A 14,128-nucleotide genomic window follows, 5' to 3' on the forward strand; every position below is an offset into this window, starting at 1 on the left:
CCATTCTTATTTTAAATGACTATATTTTGATTTGCTCTGCTATTCTTATTGTATTCGAGCATACTCCACAATCAAACATCTTTTAAAAGCATAAAAAAATACCACCTGCTATACAGATGGTATTTTTTTCGATTACTCGGCTGCTTCGGCAGCTTTGTCAACCAGTTCGACCAATGCCAGAGGAGCATTGTCGCCTTTACGGAAACCGTATTTCAGTACGCGGACATAACCGCCGTTACGGGCAGCGAAGCGCGGACCCAGCTCGTCGAACAGTTTAACCACTACATCGCGGTCGCGGGTGCGGTTGAACGCCAGACGGCGGTTTGCCAGAGAAGGTTTTTTGCCCAAAGTAATCAGGGGCTCTACCACGCGGCGCAGTTCTTTGGCTTTAGGCAAAGTGGTCACGATGGTTTCGTGAGTCAGCAATGAGTTTGCCATATTGCGCAGCATCGCAGCGCGGTGGCTGCTGGTACGGTTTAATTTGCGGTTACCATTACGATGACGCATGTCATTATCCTTTAATCTTCAAACTTACGGCTTTTCCAAGCCTACAGGCGGCCAAGCTTCCAATTTAGAACCCAGTGTCAAACCTTTTGATGCCAACACTTCTTTGATTTCATTCAAAGATTTACGGCCTAAATTCGGTGTTTTCAAAAGCTCGGTTTCAGTACGTTGAATCAAATCGCCAATATAATAAATATCTTCAGCTTTCAGACAATTAGCTGAACGTACGGTTAATTCCAAATCGTCTACCGGACGCAGCAGAATCGGGTCAATCGGAGGTGCTTTTTCTTCCACCTCTTCAACCGGCGTACCCTGCAGATCGGCAAAGATAGACATTTGGTCAATTAAAATACGTGCGGCACTGCGTACAGCTTCTTCCGGGTCGATGGAGCCGTCGGTTTCGATATCCAAAACCAATTTATCCAAGTCGGTACGCTGTTCTACGCGTGCAGGTTCAACTTCAAAGCTAACACGGCTGATGGGCGAAAAGCTCGCATCCAACTGAATCGCACCAATCTGTTTGTTGTCGTCGCGCACAACGCGGCGGCCTGATACGGATTGGTAGCCCCGGCCTTGCTCGACTTTGATTTCCATCTCGATTTGGCCGTTGTCGGACAAATGGCAGATGACGTGATCGGGATTTAAAACTTCCACATCGTGGGTCAGCTCGATATCGCCGGCCAATACCGGACCTGCGCCCGATTTTTTCAAAGTCAGCTGAACTTGGCTACGGCCGTGCAGCTTGAATACGATACCTTTGACATTCAGCAGGATGTCTACGACATCTTCCTGTACGCCGTCAACGGTAGAGTATTCATGCAAAACACCGGCAATAGCCACTTCAGTAGGTGCGAAGCCATTCATGGATGACAGTAAGATACGACGCAAAGCATTACCTAAAGTGTGGCCAAAACCACGTTCAAAAGGCTGCATAGATACTTTGGCGCGGGTGGCAGACAAAGTATCGACATCAATTTGACGAGGTTTCAAAAATTCGGTTGTGCTATTTTGCATTTAACTGTCCCTCACTGAGCTAGCATTATTTAGAGTAGAACTCTACCACCAGCTGTTCATTAATATCGCCAGTCAATTCTGAGCGATCAGGCATATTTTTGAATACGCCTTCCAATTTGTCTGCTTCAACAGAAACCCAGCTTGGCAGACCGATTTGGGTAGCCAAACTCAAAGCCTCTTGAATACGCACTTGTTTTTTAGCTTTCTCGCGGACAGCTACAACATCACCAGCTTTAACTTGGAAAGAAGGAATATTGACTACTTGACCGTTAACGGTAATCGCTTTGTGGGAAACCAGCTGACGGGCTTCTGCACGGGTAGAACCGAAACCCATACGGTACACTACGTTGTCCAGACGGGATTCCAGCAGTTGCAGCAGCAATTCGCCGGTAGAGCCTTTGCGGCGCGCAGCCTCGGCAAAGTAACGGCGGAACTGGCGTTCCAATACGCCGTAGATACGGCGGATTTTTTGTTTTTCACGCAGTTGCAAACCGTAGTCTGACAAACGCGGTTTTTTAGCACCGTGCTGACCGGGCGCAGAATCCATCTTACATTTAGAATCCAGAGAACGACGGGCGCTCTTCAGGAACAGATCTGTACCTTCGCGGCGTGCTAATTTACATTTAGGGCCAATATAACGTGCCATGTTTCAAATCACTCCAATATTAAATACGACGTTTCTTAGGCGGACGGCAGCCGTTATGAGGCAACGGGGTAACGTCAGTAATGCTGGTAATCTTGAAACCAAGAGCGTTGAGCGCACGTACGGAAGATTCGCGGCCTGGACCCGGGCCTTTGATGCGGACTTCCAAATTTTTAACGCCATACTCTTGGGCAACTTTACCAGCTGCTTCTGCTGCTACTTGAGCGGCAAACGGTGTACTTTTACGAGAACCTTTAAAACCAGCGCCGCCAGAGGTAGCCCAAGACAATGCATTGCCTTGACGGTCGGTGATTGTAATGATGGTATTGTTGAAAGAAGCATGTACATGCACAATACCTTCGCTTACGGTTTTACGTACTTTCTTACGTACACGCGAAGCTGTGTTTGCTTTAGCCATTAATCAAATTCCTTAAAAATTATTTCTTACCGGCAATCGCTTTGCGCGGACCTTTGCGGGTACGGGCATTGGTGCGAGTGCGTTGACCGCGACAAGGCAGGCCACGACGGTGGCGGAAGCCGCGGTAGCAGCCCATGTCCATCAGTCGTTTGATGCTCATCGTTACTTCACGGCGCAGGTCGCCTTCTACTTCATATTTGGCAACTTGTTCACGCAAAGCGTCCAATTGAGTCTCGTCCAAATCTTTTGCTTTGGTAGTAGGCGCAATGTTTGCAGCCTCGCAAATCAATTTAGCACGAGTCGCGCCAATACCGTAAATGGCCTGCAGGCCGATAACGATATGGGCATTATTAGGGATATTCACCCCTGCAATACGAGCCATATTTTTTCCTTTTTAGGGCAAAGTGTGTCACTATACCACAAAATCAGGTTAAGAGGAAATGTAGCCTCTTAGCCTTGACGTTGCTTGTGACGTGGGTCAGTACAAATTACACGAACTACGCGATTACGACGAATAATTTTGCAGTTGCGGCAAATTTTCTTTACAGAAGGTTGTACGCGCATTTTTTTTCCTTTTTACAGTCTATCTTGCTCGGAACACGATACGAGCACGGGTTAAATCATAAGGAGTCAACTCAACGGTGACCTTATCACCCGGAGAAATGCGGATGTAATGCATCCGCATTTTACCAGAGATATGACCTAACACCACATGGTCGTTTTCGAGTTTGACTTTGAATGTTGCATTCGGCAAAGTTTCAAGAATTTCGCCTTGCATCTGTATGGTATCTTCTTTAGCCATAGTCTTATTTACGTGATAATGATTTCATATCCGGGCGCTTGAGCAAATCTTCATACTGCTGTGTCATGCGGTAAGAGTTGATCTGCGTGTTGAAATCCATTGTAACCACAACGAGAATCAACAAGGATGTGCCACCCAAATAGAACGGAACGTTTAAAGCCGTTGTCAAAAATTCGGGAATCAAACAAATAATCGTGATATACAGCGCGCCGAACAGAGTCAGACGCAATACCACTTTTTCCAGATATCTGGAAGTTTGCTCGCCCGGGCGGATACCAGGAACAAACGCTCCACTCTTTTTCAGGTTTTCAGCCATTTCTTTCGGGCTGAATACCAATGCTGTATAAAAGTAGCAGAAAAAGACAATAGTCGCCGCAAATAAAATGATATATGCAGGCTGACCGTGCTGTAACCAACTTGAAACTTTGTATAGCCAGCTATCTGTATTGCTAGAACCAAACCAACCCAGCAAAGTAGACGGGAAGAGAATGATACTGGAAGCAAAAATCGGAGGAATCACACCGGCCATATTGAGCTTGAACGGCATATGGGTATTTTGCCCCTGAGTCACACCGCCAAACTGGCGCTTGGCATAATGCACAGGAATCTTGCGCTGCGCGCTCTCAAAATAAACCACCACATAAATCAACAATAATGCACCGATTACGATAGACACCGCCATCAGCATACTCATCGATCCCTGACTGGTCAGCGTAATCAATTGAGCAACGCCTGCCGGAATACCCGCTGCGATACCTGCCGTAATAATCAGCGAAATACCGTTGCCGATACCGCGCTCGGTAATCTGCTCACCTAACCACATCAAAAACATGGTACCGGTAACCAGACATACTATTGTCGAAATATGAAACTCAACCGGATTTGCAACAACAATGCCTTGTTGGAAAACAAAGGTTGCAACCCCCATACTCTGCAAGACAGCGAGTAATACCGTACCATAACGCGTATATTTCGTAATTACCTTCCGCCCCGCCTCGCCTTCCTTCTTCAAAGCTTTCAAAGAAGGGAGAATTTCCGAAGCCAGTTGAACGATAATGGAGGCCGAAATATACGGCATGATACCGATAGCAAATATACTAAAGCGCTCTAACGAACCTCCTGAGAACATATTCAACATGCCCAAGATGCCGTTCCCAGCGCTTTCGTATAATTTAGCTAATGCAACAGCATCTACTCCCGGCACTGGGATATGGGCGCCGATTCTGAAAACAATCAGCGCACCCAGTAAAAACAGCAAACGCTTTTTCAAGTCGCCGAATTTTGACAGACCTGATGAAGATTGTTGATTAGCCACTATGATTTAAGCCTTATTCTTCAACTTTACCGCCGGCAGCTTCAATAGCAGCCTTAGCACCTTTAGTTGCTTTAATGCCTTTCAGAGTAACGGCTTTAGTGATTTCACCGGAAGCAATTACTTTAACGTTTTGTGCATTTGCAGGAATCAGACCGGCTTGTTTCAAAGCCAATACATCGATTTCCTCAACAGCAACCAATGCCAGTTCGCTCAGGCGGACTTCTGCATTCAATGCAGCAGTCAGAGACTTAAAGCCACGCTTCGGCAAACGGCGTTGCAAAGGCATTTGACCGCCTTCGAAACCTACCTTGTGGAAACCGCCGGAACGGCTTTTTTGACCTTTGTGGCCGCGGCCGCCTGTTTTACCCAAGCCGCTACCGATACCGCGACCTACGCGGCGGGCTGCATGAGTAGCACCTTCTGCAGGCTTAATAGTATTCAAAAACATATTACGACTCCACTTTCAAAAGGTAGCTGATTTTATTAATCATGCCACGATTTTCCGGGGTATCTAAAACCTCTACGGTATGTTCGCGGCGGCGCAGACCCAGACCGCGAGCACAAGCACGATGAGATTCGATGGTACCAATCAGGCTTTTAACCAAAGTTACTTTGATTTTTTTCTGCTCAGTCATGGTTAGCTCCTAAAATCTCTTCTACTGTCAGGCCGCGTTTCGCTGCGATGTCAGCAGGAATGTACAGTTTTGACAAGCCGTCCAAGGTAGCTCGTACGATGTTGTAAGGGTTGGTCGAGCCGTGTACTTTGGCAGAGATGTTATGGATACCCATCGCATCAAATACCAAACGCATCGGACCACCGGCTTTCACACCGCTACCTTCTTTGGCAGGCTGCATAAATACGCGGGTCGCACCGTGACGGCCGATAACTTCATGATGAATGGTACCATTTTTCAAAGGTACTTTAATCATCGAACGACGTGCTTGATCCATTGCTTTTTGTACAGCCACCGGCACCTCTTTGGATTTGCCTTTGCCCATACCGATACGACCATCACCATCACCGACAACTGTCAGCGCAGAGAAAGCCATGATGCGGCCGCCTTTGACCACTTTAGTTACACGGTTTACAGCGACCATCTTTTCGATCAGGCCGTCACCGCGCTCTTCAATTTCATGTTTTGCCATCTGAAAGTCTCCGAATATTAGAAGCTTAAACCATTTTCACGTGCAGCTTCAGCCAAAGCTTTCACACGACCGTGATATTGAAAACCTGAGCGGTCAAAAGCAACTTTTTCAACACCTGCTGCTTTTGCTTTTTCAGCAATACGCTTGCCTACAACAGTAGCTGCTTCAACATTGCTACCGGATTTCAGGCTGTTGCGTACTTCAGCTTCCAAGGTAGAGGCTTGAGCCAATACTTTATCACCTTCAGCACTAATTACTTGAGCATAAATGTGATTATTTGTGCGGAACACGCATAATCTTACCATTTTCAAGTCCGCAATACGTGCACGGGTTTTGCGTGCGCGACGGAGTCGGGTTGCATGTTTATTCATTAGTGAACCTCAATTATTTTTTCTTGGCTTCTTTCATCACTACCACTTCGCCTACATAGCGTACACCCTTACCTTTATAAGGCTCAGGAGCACGGAATGCGCGGATTTCGGCAGCAACTTGACCAACAACTTGTTTATCTGCACCAGTCAAGACAATCTCTGTTTGGCTAGGTGTCTGAACGGCCACACCCTCAGGCATTTCGTATACGATAGGATGAGAGAAGCCTAAAGACAGGTTCAGAACTTTGCCTTGAGCTTGAGCACGGTAACCCACGCCGATCAATTGCAGTTTTTTCTCAAAACCTTCTGAAACGCCTTTAACCATATTGTTTACCAGCGCACGGGCAGTACCTGACATAGCATTTGCCTGTTTGGTATCGTCTTTGGCTGCGAAAGTCAATTGGCCGTCATTCAATTCGATAGCTACGTTGGCAGGCAGCGGGAAAGACAGCTCGCCGTTTTTACCCTTCACTACCAAAGCTTCGGTTCCAAATTTTACTTCAACCCCAGCAGGAACAGTCACTGGGTTTTTTGCTACGCGTGACATTTAATTTTCTCCACTAGGCTACGATGCACAACAACTCACCGCCGACACCTTCAGAACGTGCCTTGCGATCAGTCATCACACCTTTAGAAGTACTAACAATAGCAACACCCAGACCGTTCATCACGCTCGGGATTTCGCTAGAGGCTTTATAAATACGCAGACCGGGACGTGATACGCGCTTGATTTGCTCAATCACAGGGCGACCTGCATAGTATTTCAATTGAATTTCCAATACCGGCTTCGCATCGGCAGAAACCGCAAAATCCTCGATGTAACCCTCTTCTTTCAAAACTTTGGCAATCGCACATTTCAGTTTTGAAGAAGGCATCGCAACCGCTACTTTGTTAGCACGTTGCGCATTACGGATACGAGTCAACATATCGGAAATAGGATCATGCATACTCATTATTAATACTCCTATTACCAGCTAGCTTTAACAACACCCGGAATCTCGCCACGCATTGCGATTTCACGGATTTTAATACGGCCCAAACCGAATTTACGGAATGTACCACGCGGACGACCTGTCAAAGCACAACGACGACGTTGACGTACAGGTGCAGCATTACGGGGAATTGCTTGGAATTTCAGGCGCGCTTCAAAACGCTCTTCTTCGGTCGCATTCGCATCGTTAATCACTGCAAAAATTGCTGCGCGCTTAGCTGCATATTTTTTCGCCAAAGCCTGGCGTTTCAGCTCGCGATTAATAAGTGCTTTCTTAGCCATTGATTATCCTTTGAACGGAAACTTGAACAGAGACAGCAAAGCTTTAGCTTCTTCGTCAGTTTTCGCAGTGGTGGTAATGGTAATATTCAAACCACGCAAAGCATCGATTTTATCGTATTCAATTTCCGGGAAAATGATTTGTTCGCGAACACCCATGTTGTAGTTGCCGCGACCGTCAAATGATTTACCGTTTACACCGCGGAAGTCACGCACACGGGGCAGAGCAATGGTAATCAAACGATCCAAGAATTCGAACATTTGATCGCGACGCAGGGTCACTTTGCAGCCTACCGGGTAGTTGTCACGGATTTTAAAACCTGCGATAGATTTACGTGCAACAGTAACAACGGGTTTCTGACCGGCAATTTTTTCCAAATCAGCAACAGCATGTTCCATTACTTTTTTATCAGCAACTGCCTCACCCACACCCATGTTCAGAGTGATTTTCTCAATACGAGGCACTTCCATTACTGATTTGTAGCCGAATTGTTTTACCAACTCAGGCACAACGGTATCTTTGTAAAACTCTCTCAAACGAGCCATGTTATCTCCTTATGCTCCGATGATAGAGCCGTTAGATTTGAAGAAGCGAACACGTTTGACTTTACCTTCGCCTTCAATCAGTTTAATACCAACACGGTCTGCTTTATTGGTTTCAGGATTGAAAATCGCAACATTGGAAATCGCCAAAGGCATTTCTTTTGCAATGATACCACCTTCAACACCGCGCATCGGATTCGGTTTTTGGTGACGCTTAACAACGTTTACACCTTCAACAACCACTTTATCACCCAGCACGCGAACTACCTGACCTTGCTTGCCCTTGTCCTTACCGGCAATGACAACAACTTGATCGCCTTTAATAATTTTGTTCATCGCTATTTTTTCCTTACAGCACTTCAGGCGCCAATGAAACAATCTTCATAAACCGCTCTGTACGCAGCTCACGGGTTACCGGGCCGAAAATACGCGTACCCATAGGCTCGAGCTTGTTGTTCAACAATACTGCAGCATTGTTATCGAACTTAATCAGCGCACCATCCGGACGACGAACGCCTTTTGCCGTACGAACGACAACAGCATTGTATACATCACCCTTCTTAACACGGCCACGGGGAGCAGCATCTTTAACTGCAACTTTGATAATATCGCCAACCGAAGCATAGCGACGCTTAGATCCGCCCAATACCTTGATGCACATTACACGGCGCGCACCAGAGTTATCAGCCACATCTAAGATGGTCTGCATTTGAATCATGTTATTACCTTTAAATTAACCAACTTAATTTACCCTTTTCAACTGACTCACAGCTCGATTGCTGCTTACCAGCTGAAACCATCACGGTTCTAGTAAACCAGTCTTGGATCCCGACGGGAAGAAACTTTCAGCAGGACGCTGAAAGATAAGAAACGAAGTTTACACGCAAATTCAATTTGCTGCAATACTTCGTTTCTTATTAAAGCATTACTGTCTTAAAATTTAAACAGTGCGTGCTTTTTCAACCAGTTCTTTAACAATCCAAGATTTGGTTTTTGACAACGGACGGGTTTCCGCAATCACCACTACATCACCGATACCGTACTCATTCTTTTCATCATGAGCGTGGATTTTGGTAGACAAGCGGATGATTTTACCGTACAGCGGATGCTTGACTTTGCGCTCAACCAATACGGTTACGGTTTTGTCCATTTTGTCGCTTACTACTTTGCCTTGCAAAGTACGAACGTTTTTAGCTTCGCTCATTACTTGGCACCTTTTTCAGTTAAAACGGTTTTAATACGAGCAATATCGCGACGCACACGTTTCAGTTCGCTGGGCTTACCCAACTGACCGGTTGCATTTTGCATGCGCAAGCCAAATTGTGCTTTCAATAAGTCAAGCAAATCAGCATTTAATTGCTCAACAGATTTGTCTTTCAATTCATTTGCTTTCATTATTGACCTACCTGTCTTACTACAAAGGTTGTAGGAATCGGCAATTTAGCAGCAGCCAATTCGAAGGCTTCGCGCGCCAGTTGCTCAGGAACACCGTCCATCTCGTACAATACTTTGCCTGGTTTGATTTCAGCAACGTAGTATTCAACGTTACCTTTACCGCCACCCATACGGACTTGAATCGGTTTTTCGGTAATCGGTTTATCCGGGAACACACGAATCCAAATACGGCCGCCACGTTTGATGTGACGGGTCATGGTACGACGGGCCGCCTCGATTTGGCGGGCAGTCAAACGGCCGCGGCCGACAGCTTTCAAACCGTATTCGCCGAAGCTTACTTTGTTACCGCGGGTTGCGATACCAGTGTTACGGCCTTTATGCTGTTTGCGGTATTTCAGTCTAGTTGGCTGCAGCATGACGACCACCTGCCTTTCTTTGTTTCTTCTCTTCAGGTTTAGCGGAAGATTTCACATCACCTTCGGTGTAAACCCAAACTTTCAGACCCAACACACCGTAAGTGGTGTGAGCTTCACTGGTTGCATAATCAACGTTGGCACGCAGAGTATGCAGAGGCACACGGCCTTCGCGGTACCATTCGCTACGCGCGATATCCGCACCGTTCAGACGGCCTGAAGTCATGATTTTGATACCTTTAGCACCGGCGCGCATGGCATTTTGCATAGAACGTTTCATTGCACGGCGGAATTGGACACGTTTTTCCAATTGTTGCGCAATGCCATCTGCAATAATCTGCGCATCCAGCTCAGGCTTACGGATTTCTTCGATATTCACATGTACCGGCACACCCATCAGAGCTTGCAGGTCACGTTTCAAGATTTCGATATCCTCGCCTTTTTTACCGATTACGACACCCGGACGGGCAGAATGAATGGTAATACGGGCAGATTTCGCAGGACGTTCAATCACTACACGACCCACAGAGGCATTTGCCAAACGGGTACGCAGGTAGTTACGAACATCGATATCTTGCTTCAATACAGTCGAAAATTCGTTGCTTTTAGCAAACCATTTTGAAGACCAGTCTTTAGTTACCGCCAGGCGAAAGCCTGTAGGGTTAATCTTTTGTCCCATAGCTTTTCCTTAGTTGCCCACTGTCACATTGATATGACAAGTTTGTTTTTCAATGCGGTTACCGCGACCTTTGGCACGCGCCTGGAAACGTTTCAGGCTTGGACCTTTGTCCACGAAGATGGTTACCACTTTCAGTTCGTCAATATCGGCACCGTTGTTGTGCTCGGCATTGGCGATGGCTGATTCCAATACTTTCTTGATCAGCTCGGCCCCCTTTTTCGGGCTGAATGCCAAGATGTTCAAAGCTTGGGCAACGTCTTTACCACGAATCAAATCAGCTACCAAGCGAGCTTTTTGAGCTGAAATACGGGCATTTTTATGTTGTGCACTTACTCTCATGATTCACCTTATTTCTTTTTGGCCTTTTTATCGGCCAAGTGGCCTTTAAAGGTACGGGTCAATGAGAACTCACCCAATTTGTGACCGACCATGTTGTCGCTGATGAATACCGGCACGTGGGTACGGCCGTTGTGTACAGCGATAGTCAAGCCGATAAAATCAGGCAGAATGGTAGAACGACGTGACCAAGTTTTAATCGGACGTTTATCGTTGCTTGCACGAGCAGCATCTACTTTTTTCAGCAAATGCAGGTCTACATATGGGCCTTTTTTCAATGAACGAGCCATATTAATTAACCTTTATTTGAGTAACGACGACGAACAATCATGTTATCCGTGCGTTTGTTATTACGAGTGCGGTAACCTTTAGCAGGCGTACCCCATGGGCTGACCGGTTCGCGAGCTTCGCCGGTACGGCCTTCACCACCACCGTGCGGGTGATCGACAGGGTTCATTACGACACCACGAACGGTCGGGCGAATACCGCGCCAGCGGTTTGCACCGGCTTTACCGATTTTCTTCAGGCTTTGTTCTTCGTTACCGACTTCACCGATGGTTGCACGGCAATCCACGTGGATTTTACGCACTTCACCGGAACGCAGACGTACTTGGGCGTAAACACCTTCTTTAGCCAACAATACTGCAGAAGCACCGGCAGAACGGGCGATTTGCGCACCTTTACCCGGCTTCATTTCGATACAGTGGATAGTCGTACCTACCGGAATGTTGCGGATAGGCAGAGTGTTACCTACTTTAATTGCAGCTTCCGCACCAGATACCAATACGGCACCGGCTTGAACACCGCGCGGAGCGATGATGTAACGACGCTCGCCGTCCGCATAGCACAGCAGTGCGATGAAAGCAGTACGGTTCGGATCGTATTCGATACGCTCGACTTTTGCAGGGATACCGTCTTTGTTACGTTTGAAATCTACAACACGGTAATGGTGCTTATGACCACCGCCTTTATGACGGGTGGTGATGTGACCATTGTTGTTACGACCGGCAGTAGAGTTTTTCTTTTCAACCAGAGGTGCATAAGGTGCACCTTTGTGCAAACCTTCTGCAACAACGCGAACCATGCCGCGACGACCTGCAGAGGTTGGCTTCATTTTAACGATTGCCATTTTAACTTATTCCTTATTCTGCAGCTGCAGCAGCGGCTTCCAAATCCAACTCTTGACCGGCAGCCAAGCTCACATAAGCTTTTTTAACATCGCTGCGACGGCCCAAAGTACGACCAAAACGTTTGGTTTTACCTTTGATGGTAACGGTAGTTACCGCAGCAACCTGAACACCGAACAGCAGCTCGACAGCAGCTTTAATTTCGGTTTTGGTCGCATTAGCAGCCACTTTAAACGTCATTTGATTGCGTTTTTCAGCCAATACGTTGCTTTTTTCAGAAACGATAGGTGCCAAAATCACTTGAGTCAAACGTTGTTGATTCATACCCATTGCTCCTCTAATTGTGCAACTGCATCTTTAGTGATGATGACTTTTTTGTAGCGCAGCAAGCTGTAAGGATCAACTTGTTGAGCTTCCAAAACCAGTACATTCGGCAAGTTGCGTGAAGCCAAATAAACATTCTCGTCCAGCTGTTTGGTGACAAACAGCACTTGCTCCAGACCCAGGTTTTTCACTTGTTCAGCAAAAACTTTGGTTTTCGGAGTTTCAGCAGTCAGCGACTCGATGGCAAACAGACGCTCGTCACGCACCAGTTGAGACAGGATGGAAGCCATGCCTGCACGGTACATTTTACGGTTCACTTTTTGAGTGAAGTTTTCGTCAGGTTTGTTCGGGAACGCACGACCACCTTTACGCCACAGCGGAGAAGAAGTCATACCGGAACGAGCACGGCCGGTACCTTTTTGGCGCCATGGTTTTTTAGTCGAGTGATTTACTTCAGCACGGGTTTTTTGAGCACGGTTGCCGGAACGGGCATTTGCCAAAAAAGCAGTAACCAGTTGGTGTACCAATGCTTCATTGTATTCACGAGCAAACAAAGCATCAGAAACAGCCAAGCTGCCTGAAACTTGTCCTTTAGCGTCAATTACTTTCAATTCCATTACGCACCTACTTTCACGCTTGGACGTACCACGACATCGCTGTTTACCGAACCAGGAACAGCACCCTTCACCAGCAGCAGTTGGCGCTCGGCATCCACGCGTACAACTTCCAGTTTTTGAACAGTTGCTTTGGTGTTACCGTATTGACCGGCCATGCGCTTACCGGGGAAAACGCGACCAGGGTCTTGAGCCATACCGATAGAACCGGGAACGCGGTGAGAACGCGAGTTACCGTGAGAGGTACGTTGAGAACCGAAGTTATGACGTTTGATGGTACCGGAGAAACCTTTACCTTTAGAGGTGCCGGTTACATCAACCAATTGACCGACTTCAAACATAGCTACAGTGATTTCGTCACCGGCTTTCAGCTCAGCCAATTTTTCTTCAGTCAAAGCAAACTCAACCAAGCCGCGACCGGCTTCCACGCCTGCTTTCGCAAAGTGACCGGCTTCGGTTTTATTGACACGGTTTGCTTTTTTCTGACCAAAGGTAACTTGTACGGCAGTATAGCCGTCAGTATCTTTGGATTTAACTTGTGTAACGCGGTTAGCAGACATATCCAACACAGTTACCGGAACAGAAACACCCTGTTCGTCGAACACGCGGGTCATACCAACTTTGCGTCCAACCAGACCTAAAGTCATGATTATTTTCCTTTTAAGTAAAGGGGCAAGCTACGATTGGCCTACCTTCGGACAAAGATAAAAACTTGGTACATCAGCACCAAGTCCGCAATTATACTTCACTATCGGAAAAAATATCAATAAAAACTTAGCGTTTTCATCACAAGGCCGTCTGAAAACCACGACAGAGGTTTTTTCAGACGGCCTTACGGCATAAAAAAGCCGAACAGAAAACTGTTCGGCTTGCTTCAATACAGATTATTGAACTTTAATTTCCACGTCCACGCCGGCCGGCAAGTCCAGCTTCATCAGCGCGTCAGTTGTTTTATCAGTCCAGTCAACAATGTCCATCAGACGCAGGTGCGTACGGATTTCCAATTGCTCACGGGAAGTTTTGTTCACGTGCGGAGAACGCAGAATGTTGAAACGTTCGATTTTAGTTGGTAAAGGAATCGGACCTTTTACCACTGCACCGGTACGTTTGGCAGTTTCTACGATTTCTTGTGCAGAACGGTCAATCAAGCTGTAATCGTAAGCTTTCAGACGGATACGGATTTTTTGGTTAGCCATTATCTATATCCTTATCTA

General features: G+C 46.7%; 29 protein-coding genes. All 29 read right to left on the reverse strand.

Annotated features, from left to right (window positions below; translation table 11 throughout):
- Nucleotides 1-132 precede the first annotated feature (132 nt).
- Entirely contained in the window at nucleotides 133-507 is a 375-nt protein-coding gene (rplQ, locus tag BDE01S_RS03095; protein WP_066077306.1) for a 50S ribosomal protein L17, read from the reverse strand.
- A gap of 24 nt (nucleotides 508-531) precedes the next feature.
- Nucleotides 532-1,518, reverse strand: coding sequence for a DNA-directed RNA polymerase subunit alpha (locus tag BDE01S_RS03100; RefSeq protein WP_066077309.1), 987 nt, complete (start codon nucleotides 1,516-1,518; stop codon nucleotides 532-534).
- Between the two features lie 25 nt (nucleotides 1,519-1,543).
- Nucleotides 1,544-2,164, reverse strand: a complete 621-nt coding sequence (gene rpsD / locus BDE01S_RS03105) for a 30S ribosomal protein S4 (protein ID WP_066077312.1) — start codon at nucleotides 2,162-2,164, stop codon at nucleotides 1,544-1,546.
- Nucleotides 2,165-2,183: 19 nt separating this feature from the next.
- Complete coding sequence (gene rpsK / locus BDE01S_RS03110; protein ID WP_002216249.1) at nucleotides 2,184-2,579, reverse strand: 30S ribosomal protein S11; 396 nt, start codon at nucleotides 2,577-2,579, stop codon at nucleotides 2,184-2,186.
- Nucleotides 2,580-2,598: 19 nt separating this feature from the next.
- Complete coding sequence (gene rpsM, locus BDE01S_RS03115; RefSeq protein ID WP_066077315.1) at nucleotides 2,599-2,961, reverse strand: 30S ribosomal protein S13; 363 nt, start codon at nucleotides 2,959-2,961, stop codon at nucleotides 2,599-2,601.
- Between the two features lie 68 nt (nucleotides 2,962-3,029).
- Nucleotides 3,030-3,143, reverse strand: coding sequence for a 50S ribosomal protein L36 (gene rpmJ, locus BDE01S_RS11060; protein ID WP_003697674.1), 114 nt, complete (start codon nucleotides 3,141-3,143; stop codon nucleotides 3,030-3,032).
- Nucleotides 3,144-3,162: 19 nt separating this feature from the next.
- Complete coding sequence (gene infA / locus BDE01S_RS03120; protein WP_003684714.1) at nucleotides 3,163-3,381, reverse strand: translation initiation factor IF-1; 219 nt, start codon at nucleotides 3,379-3,381, stop codon at nucleotides 3,163-3,165.
- A gap of 4 nt (nucleotides 3,382-3,385) precedes the next feature.
- On the reverse strand, nucleotides 3,386-4,696 hold the full coding sequence (gene secY / locus BDE01S_RS03125) for a preprotein translocase subunit SecY (RefSeq protein WP_066077318.1): 1,311 nt from the start codon (nucleotides 4,694-4,696) through the stop codon (nucleotides 3,386-3,388).
- Nucleotides 4,697-4,709: 13 nt separating this feature from the next.
- Nucleotides 4,710-5,144: a 50S ribosomal protein L15 gene (gene rplO, locus BDE01S_RS03130; RefSeq protein ID WP_066077321.1), complete on the reverse strand. Its 435-nt coding sequence runs from the start codon at nucleotides 5,142-5,144 to the stop codon at nucleotides 4,710-4,712.
- A gap of 1 nt (nucleotide 5,145) precedes the next feature.
- Complete coding sequence (gene rpmD / locus BDE01S_RS03135; protein WP_003684808.1) at nucleotides 5,146-5,331, reverse strand: 50S ribosomal protein L30; 186 nt, start codon at nucleotides 5,329-5,331, stop codon at nucleotides 5,146-5,148.
- Nucleotides 5,324-5,842, reverse strand: a complete 519-nt coding sequence (gene rpsE, locus BDE01S_RS03140) for a 30S ribosomal protein S5 (RefSeq protein ID WP_066077323.1) — start codon at nucleotides 5,840-5,842, stop codon at nucleotides 5,324-5,326. The genes rpmD and rpsE overlap by 8 nt, the downstream gene beginning before the upstream one ends.
- Nucleotides 5,843-5,859: 17 nt before the next feature.
- Nucleotides 5,860-6,213, reverse strand: coding sequence for a 50S ribosomal protein L18 (gene rplR, locus BDE01S_RS03145; RefSeq protein WP_066077326.1), 354 nt, complete (start codon nucleotides 6,211-6,213; stop codon nucleotides 5,860-5,862).
- A 13-nt stretch (nucleotides 6,214-6,226) separates the two neighbouring features.
- A complete protein-coding gene (gene rplF / locus BDE01S_RS03150; RefSeq protein WP_066077329.1) occupies nucleotides 6,227-6,760 on the reverse strand; it encodes a 50S ribosomal protein L6 in 534 nt (177 codons plus the stop codon).
- A gap of 13 nt (nucleotides 6,761-6,773) precedes the next feature.
- Nucleotides 6,774-7,166, reverse strand: coding sequence for a 30S ribosomal protein S8 (rpsH, locus tag BDE01S_RS03155; RefSeq protein ID WP_066077332.1), 393 nt, complete (start codon nucleotides 7,164-7,166; stop codon nucleotides 6,774-6,776).
- Nucleotides 7,167-7,180: 14 nt separating this feature from the next.
- Nucleotides 7,181-7,486 (reverse strand): 30S ribosomal protein S14, encoded by a 306-nt coding sequence (gene rpsN / locus BDE01S_RS03160; RefSeq protein WP_066077335.1) that lies wholly within the window; start codon nucleotides 7,484-7,486, stop codon nucleotides 7,181-7,183.
- 3 nt (nucleotides 7,487-7,489) lie between these two features.
- Nucleotides 7,490-8,029: a 50S ribosomal protein L5 gene (gene rplE / locus BDE01S_RS03165; RefSeq protein WP_066077338.1), complete on the reverse strand. Its 540-nt coding sequence runs from the start codon at nucleotides 8,027-8,029 to the stop codon at nucleotides 7,490-7,492.
- 9 nt (nucleotides 8,030-8,038) lie between these two features.
- Nucleotides 8,039-8,362, reverse strand: a complete 324-nt coding sequence (rplX, locus tag BDE01S_RS03170; RefSeq protein ID WP_066077341.1) for a 50S ribosomal protein L24 — start codon at nucleotides 8,360-8,362, stop codon at nucleotides 8,039-8,041.
- Between the two features lie 13 nt (nucleotides 8,363-8,375).
- A complete protein-coding gene (gene rplN, locus BDE01S_RS03175; protein WP_066077345.1) occupies nucleotides 8,376-8,744 on the reverse strand; it encodes a 50S ribosomal protein L14 in 369 nt (122 codons plus the stop codon).
- A gap of 222 nt (nucleotides 8,745-8,966) precedes the next feature.
- Complete coding sequence (gene rpsQ / locus BDE01S_RS03180; RefSeq protein WP_066077348.1) at nucleotides 8,967-9,230, reverse strand: 30S ribosomal protein S17; 264 nt, start codon at nucleotides 9,228-9,230, stop codon at nucleotides 8,967-8,969.
- Nucleotides 9,230-9,421, reverse strand: a complete 192-nt coding sequence (gene rpmC, locus BDE01S_RS03185; RefSeq protein ID WP_002215432.1) for a 50S ribosomal protein L29 — start codon at nucleotides 9,419-9,421, stop codon at nucleotides 9,230-9,232. The genes rpsQ and rpmC overlap by 1 nt, the downstream gene beginning before the upstream one ends.
- The gene (rplP, locus tag BDE01S_RS03190; RefSeq protein ID WP_066077350.1) at nucleotides 9,421-9,837 is read right to left on the reverse strand and encodes a 50S ribosomal protein L16; all 417 of its coding nucleotides are present in this window, start codon (nucleotides 9,835-9,837) and stop codon (nucleotides 9,421-9,423) included. The genes rpmC and rplP overlap by 1 nt, the downstream gene beginning before the upstream one ends.
- Nucleotides 9,821-10,513, reverse strand: a complete 693-nt coding sequence (gene rpsC / locus BDE01S_RS03195) for a 30S ribosomal protein S3 (RefSeq protein ID WP_066077354.1) — start codon at nucleotides 10,511-10,513, stop codon at nucleotides 9,821-9,823. The genes rplP and rpsC overlap by 17 nt, the downstream gene beginning before the upstream one ends.
- Before the next feature lie 9 nt (nucleotides 10,514-10,522).
- Nucleotides 10,523-10,852 (reverse strand): 50S ribosomal protein L22, encoded by a 330-nt coding sequence (gene rplV / locus BDE01S_RS03200; protein WP_003749277.1) that lies wholly within the window; start codon nucleotides 10,850-10,852, stop codon nucleotides 10,523-10,525.
- Between the two features lie 8 nt (nucleotides 10,853-10,860).
- Nucleotides 10,861-11,139, reverse strand: coding sequence for a 30S ribosomal protein S19 (rpsS, locus tag BDE01S_RS03205; protein ID WP_002215422.1), 279 nt, complete (start codon nucleotides 11,137-11,139; stop codon nucleotides 10,861-10,863).
- A gap of 5 nt (nucleotides 11,140-11,144) precedes the next feature.
- Nucleotides 11,145-11,978, reverse strand: a complete 834-nt coding sequence (rplB, locus tag BDE01S_RS03210; protein WP_066077357.1) for a 50S ribosomal protein L2 — start codon at nucleotides 11,976-11,978, stop codon at nucleotides 11,145-11,147.
- Nucleotides 11,979-11,991: 13 nt separating this feature from the next.
- Nucleotides 11,992-12,300 (reverse strand): 50S ribosomal protein L23, encoded by a 309-nt coding sequence (gene rplW / locus BDE01S_RS03215; protein ID WP_172459274.1) that lies wholly within the window; start codon nucleotides 12,298-12,300, stop codon nucleotides 11,992-11,994.
- The gene (gene rplD / locus BDE01S_RS03220; RefSeq protein ID WP_066077362.1) at nucleotides 12,297-12,917 is read right to left on the reverse strand and encodes a 50S ribosomal protein L4; all 621 of its coding nucleotides are present in this window, start codon (nucleotides 12,915-12,917) and stop codon (nucleotides 12,297-12,299) included. The genes rplW and rplD overlap by 4 nt, the downstream gene beginning before the upstream one ends.
- Nucleotides 12,917-13,561, reverse strand: a complete 645-nt coding sequence (rplC, locus tag BDE01S_RS03225) for a 50S ribosomal protein L3 (protein ID WP_066077365.1) — start codon at nucleotides 13,559-13,561, stop codon at nucleotides 12,917-12,919. Before rplC ends, rplD begins: the two co-directional genes overlap by 1 nt.
- A gap of 237 nt (nucleotides 13,562-13,798) precedes the next feature.
- Nucleotides 13,799-14,110: a 30S ribosomal protein S10 gene (gene rpsJ / locus BDE01S_RS03230; RefSeq protein ID WP_002642322.1), complete on the reverse strand. Its 312-nt coding sequence runs from the start codon at nucleotides 14,108-14,110 to the stop codon at nucleotides 13,799-13,801.
- Nucleotides 14,111-14,128: the final 18 nt, after the last annotated feature.

The organism is Bergeriella denitrificans NBRC 102155 (genome assembly GCF_001592185.1).
GTDB lineage: Bacteria > Pseudomonadota > Gammaproteobacteria > Burkholderiales > Neisseriaceae > Neisseria > Neisseria denitrificans.

Coding starts and splice junctions, on each gene's coding strand:
- rplQ (WP_066077306.1), bottom strand. CDS start 507: ATGCGTCATCGTAATGGTAACCGCAAATTAAACCGTACCAGCAGCCAC.
- BDE01S_RS03100 (WP_066077309.1), bottom strand. CDS start 1,518: ATGCAAAATAGCACAACCGAATTTTTGAAACCTCGTCAAATTGATGTC.
- rpsD (WP_066077312.1), bottom strand. CDS start 2,164: ATGGCACGTTATATTGGCCCTAAATGTAAATTAGCACGCCGCGAAGGT.
- rpsK (WP_002216249.1), bottom strand. CDS start 2,579: ATGGCTAAAGCAAACACAGCTTCGCGTGTACGTAAGAAAGTACGTAAA.
- rpsM (WP_066077315.1), bottom strand. CDS start 2,961: ATGGCTCGTATTGCAGGGGTGAATATCCCTAATAATGCCCATATCGTT.
- rpmJ (WP_003697674.1), bottom strand. CDS start 3,143: ATGCGCGTACAACCTTCTGTAAAGAAAATTTGCCGCAACTGCAAAATT.
- infA (WP_003684714.1), bottom strand. CDS start 3,381: ATGGCTAAAGAAGATACCATACAGATGCAAGGCGAAATTCTTGAAACT.
- rplO (WP_066077321.1), bottom strand. CDS start 5,144: ATGTTTTTGAATACTATTAAGCCTGCAGAAGGTGCTACTCATGCAGCC.
- rpmD (WP_003684808.1), bottom strand. CDS start 5,331: ATGACTGAGCAGAAAAAAATCAAAGTAACTTTGGTTAAAAGCCTGATT.
- rpsE (WP_066077323.1), bottom strand. CDS start 5,842: ATGGCAAAACATGAAATTGAAGAGCGCGGTGACGGCCTGATCGAAAAG.
- rplR (WP_066077326.1), bottom strand. CDS start 6,213: ATGAATAAACATGCAACCCGACTCCGTCGCGCACGCAAAACCCGTGCA.
- rplF (WP_066077329.1), bottom strand. CDS start 6,760: ATGTCACGCGTAGCAAAAAACCCAGTGACTGTTCCTGCTGGGGTTGAA.
- rpsH (WP_066077332.1), bottom strand. CDS start 7,166: ATGAGTATGCATGATCCTATTTCCGATATGTTGACTCGTATCCGTAAT.
- rpsN (WP_066077335.1), bottom strand. CDS start 7,486: ATGGCTAAGAAAGCACTTATTAATCGCGAGCTGAAACGCCAGGCTTTG.
- rplE (WP_066077338.1), bottom strand. CDS start 8,029: ATGGCTCGTTTGAGAGAGTTTTACAAAGATACCGTTGTGCCTGAGTTG.
- rplX (WP_066077341.1), bottom strand. CDS start 8,362: ATGAACAAAATTATTAAAGGCGATCAAGTTGTTGTCATTGCCGGTAAG.
- rplN (WP_066077345.1), bottom strand. CDS start 8,744: ATGATTCAAATGCAGACCATCTTAGATGTGGCTGATAACTCTGGTGCG.
- rpsQ (WP_066077348.1), bottom strand. CDS start 9,230: ATGAGCGAAGCTAAAAACGTTCGTACTTTGCAAGGCAAAGTAGTAAGC.
- rpmC (WP_002215432.1), bottom strand. CDS start 9,421: ATGAAAGCAAATGAATTGAAAGACAAATCTGTTGAGCAATTAAATGCT.
- rplP (WP_066077350.1), bottom strand. CDS start 9,837: ATGCTGCAGCCAACTAGACTGAAATACCGCAAACAGCATAAAGGCCGT.
- rpsC (WP_066077354.1), bottom strand. CDS start 10,513: ATGGGACAAAAGATTAACCCTACAGGCTTTCGCCTGGCGGTAACTAAA.
- rplV (WP_003749277.1), bottom strand. CDS start 10,852: ATGAGAGTAAGTGCACAACATAAAAATGCCCGTATTTCAGCTCAAAAA.
- rpsS (WP_002215422.1), bottom strand. CDS start 11,139: ATGGCTCGTTCATTGAAAAAAGGCCCATATGTAGACCTGCATTTGCTG.
- rplB (WP_066077357.1), bottom strand. CDS start 11,978: ATGGCAATCGTTAAAATGAAGCCAACCTCTGCAGGTCGTCGCGGCATG.
- rplW (WP_172459274.1), bottom strand. CDS start 12,300: ATGAATCAACAACGTTTGACTCAAGTGATTTTGGCACCTATCGTTTCT.
- rplD (WP_066077362.1), bottom strand. CDS start 12,917: ATGGAATTGAAAGTAATTGACGCTAAAGGACAAGTTTCAGGCAGCTTG.
- rplC (WP_066077365.1), bottom strand. CDS start 13,561: ATGACTTTAGGTCTGGTTGGACGCAAAGTTGGTATGACCCGCGTGTTC.
- rpsJ (WP_002642322.1), bottom strand. CDS start 14,110: ATGGCTAACCAAAAAATCCGTATCCGTCTGAAAGCTTACGATTACAGC.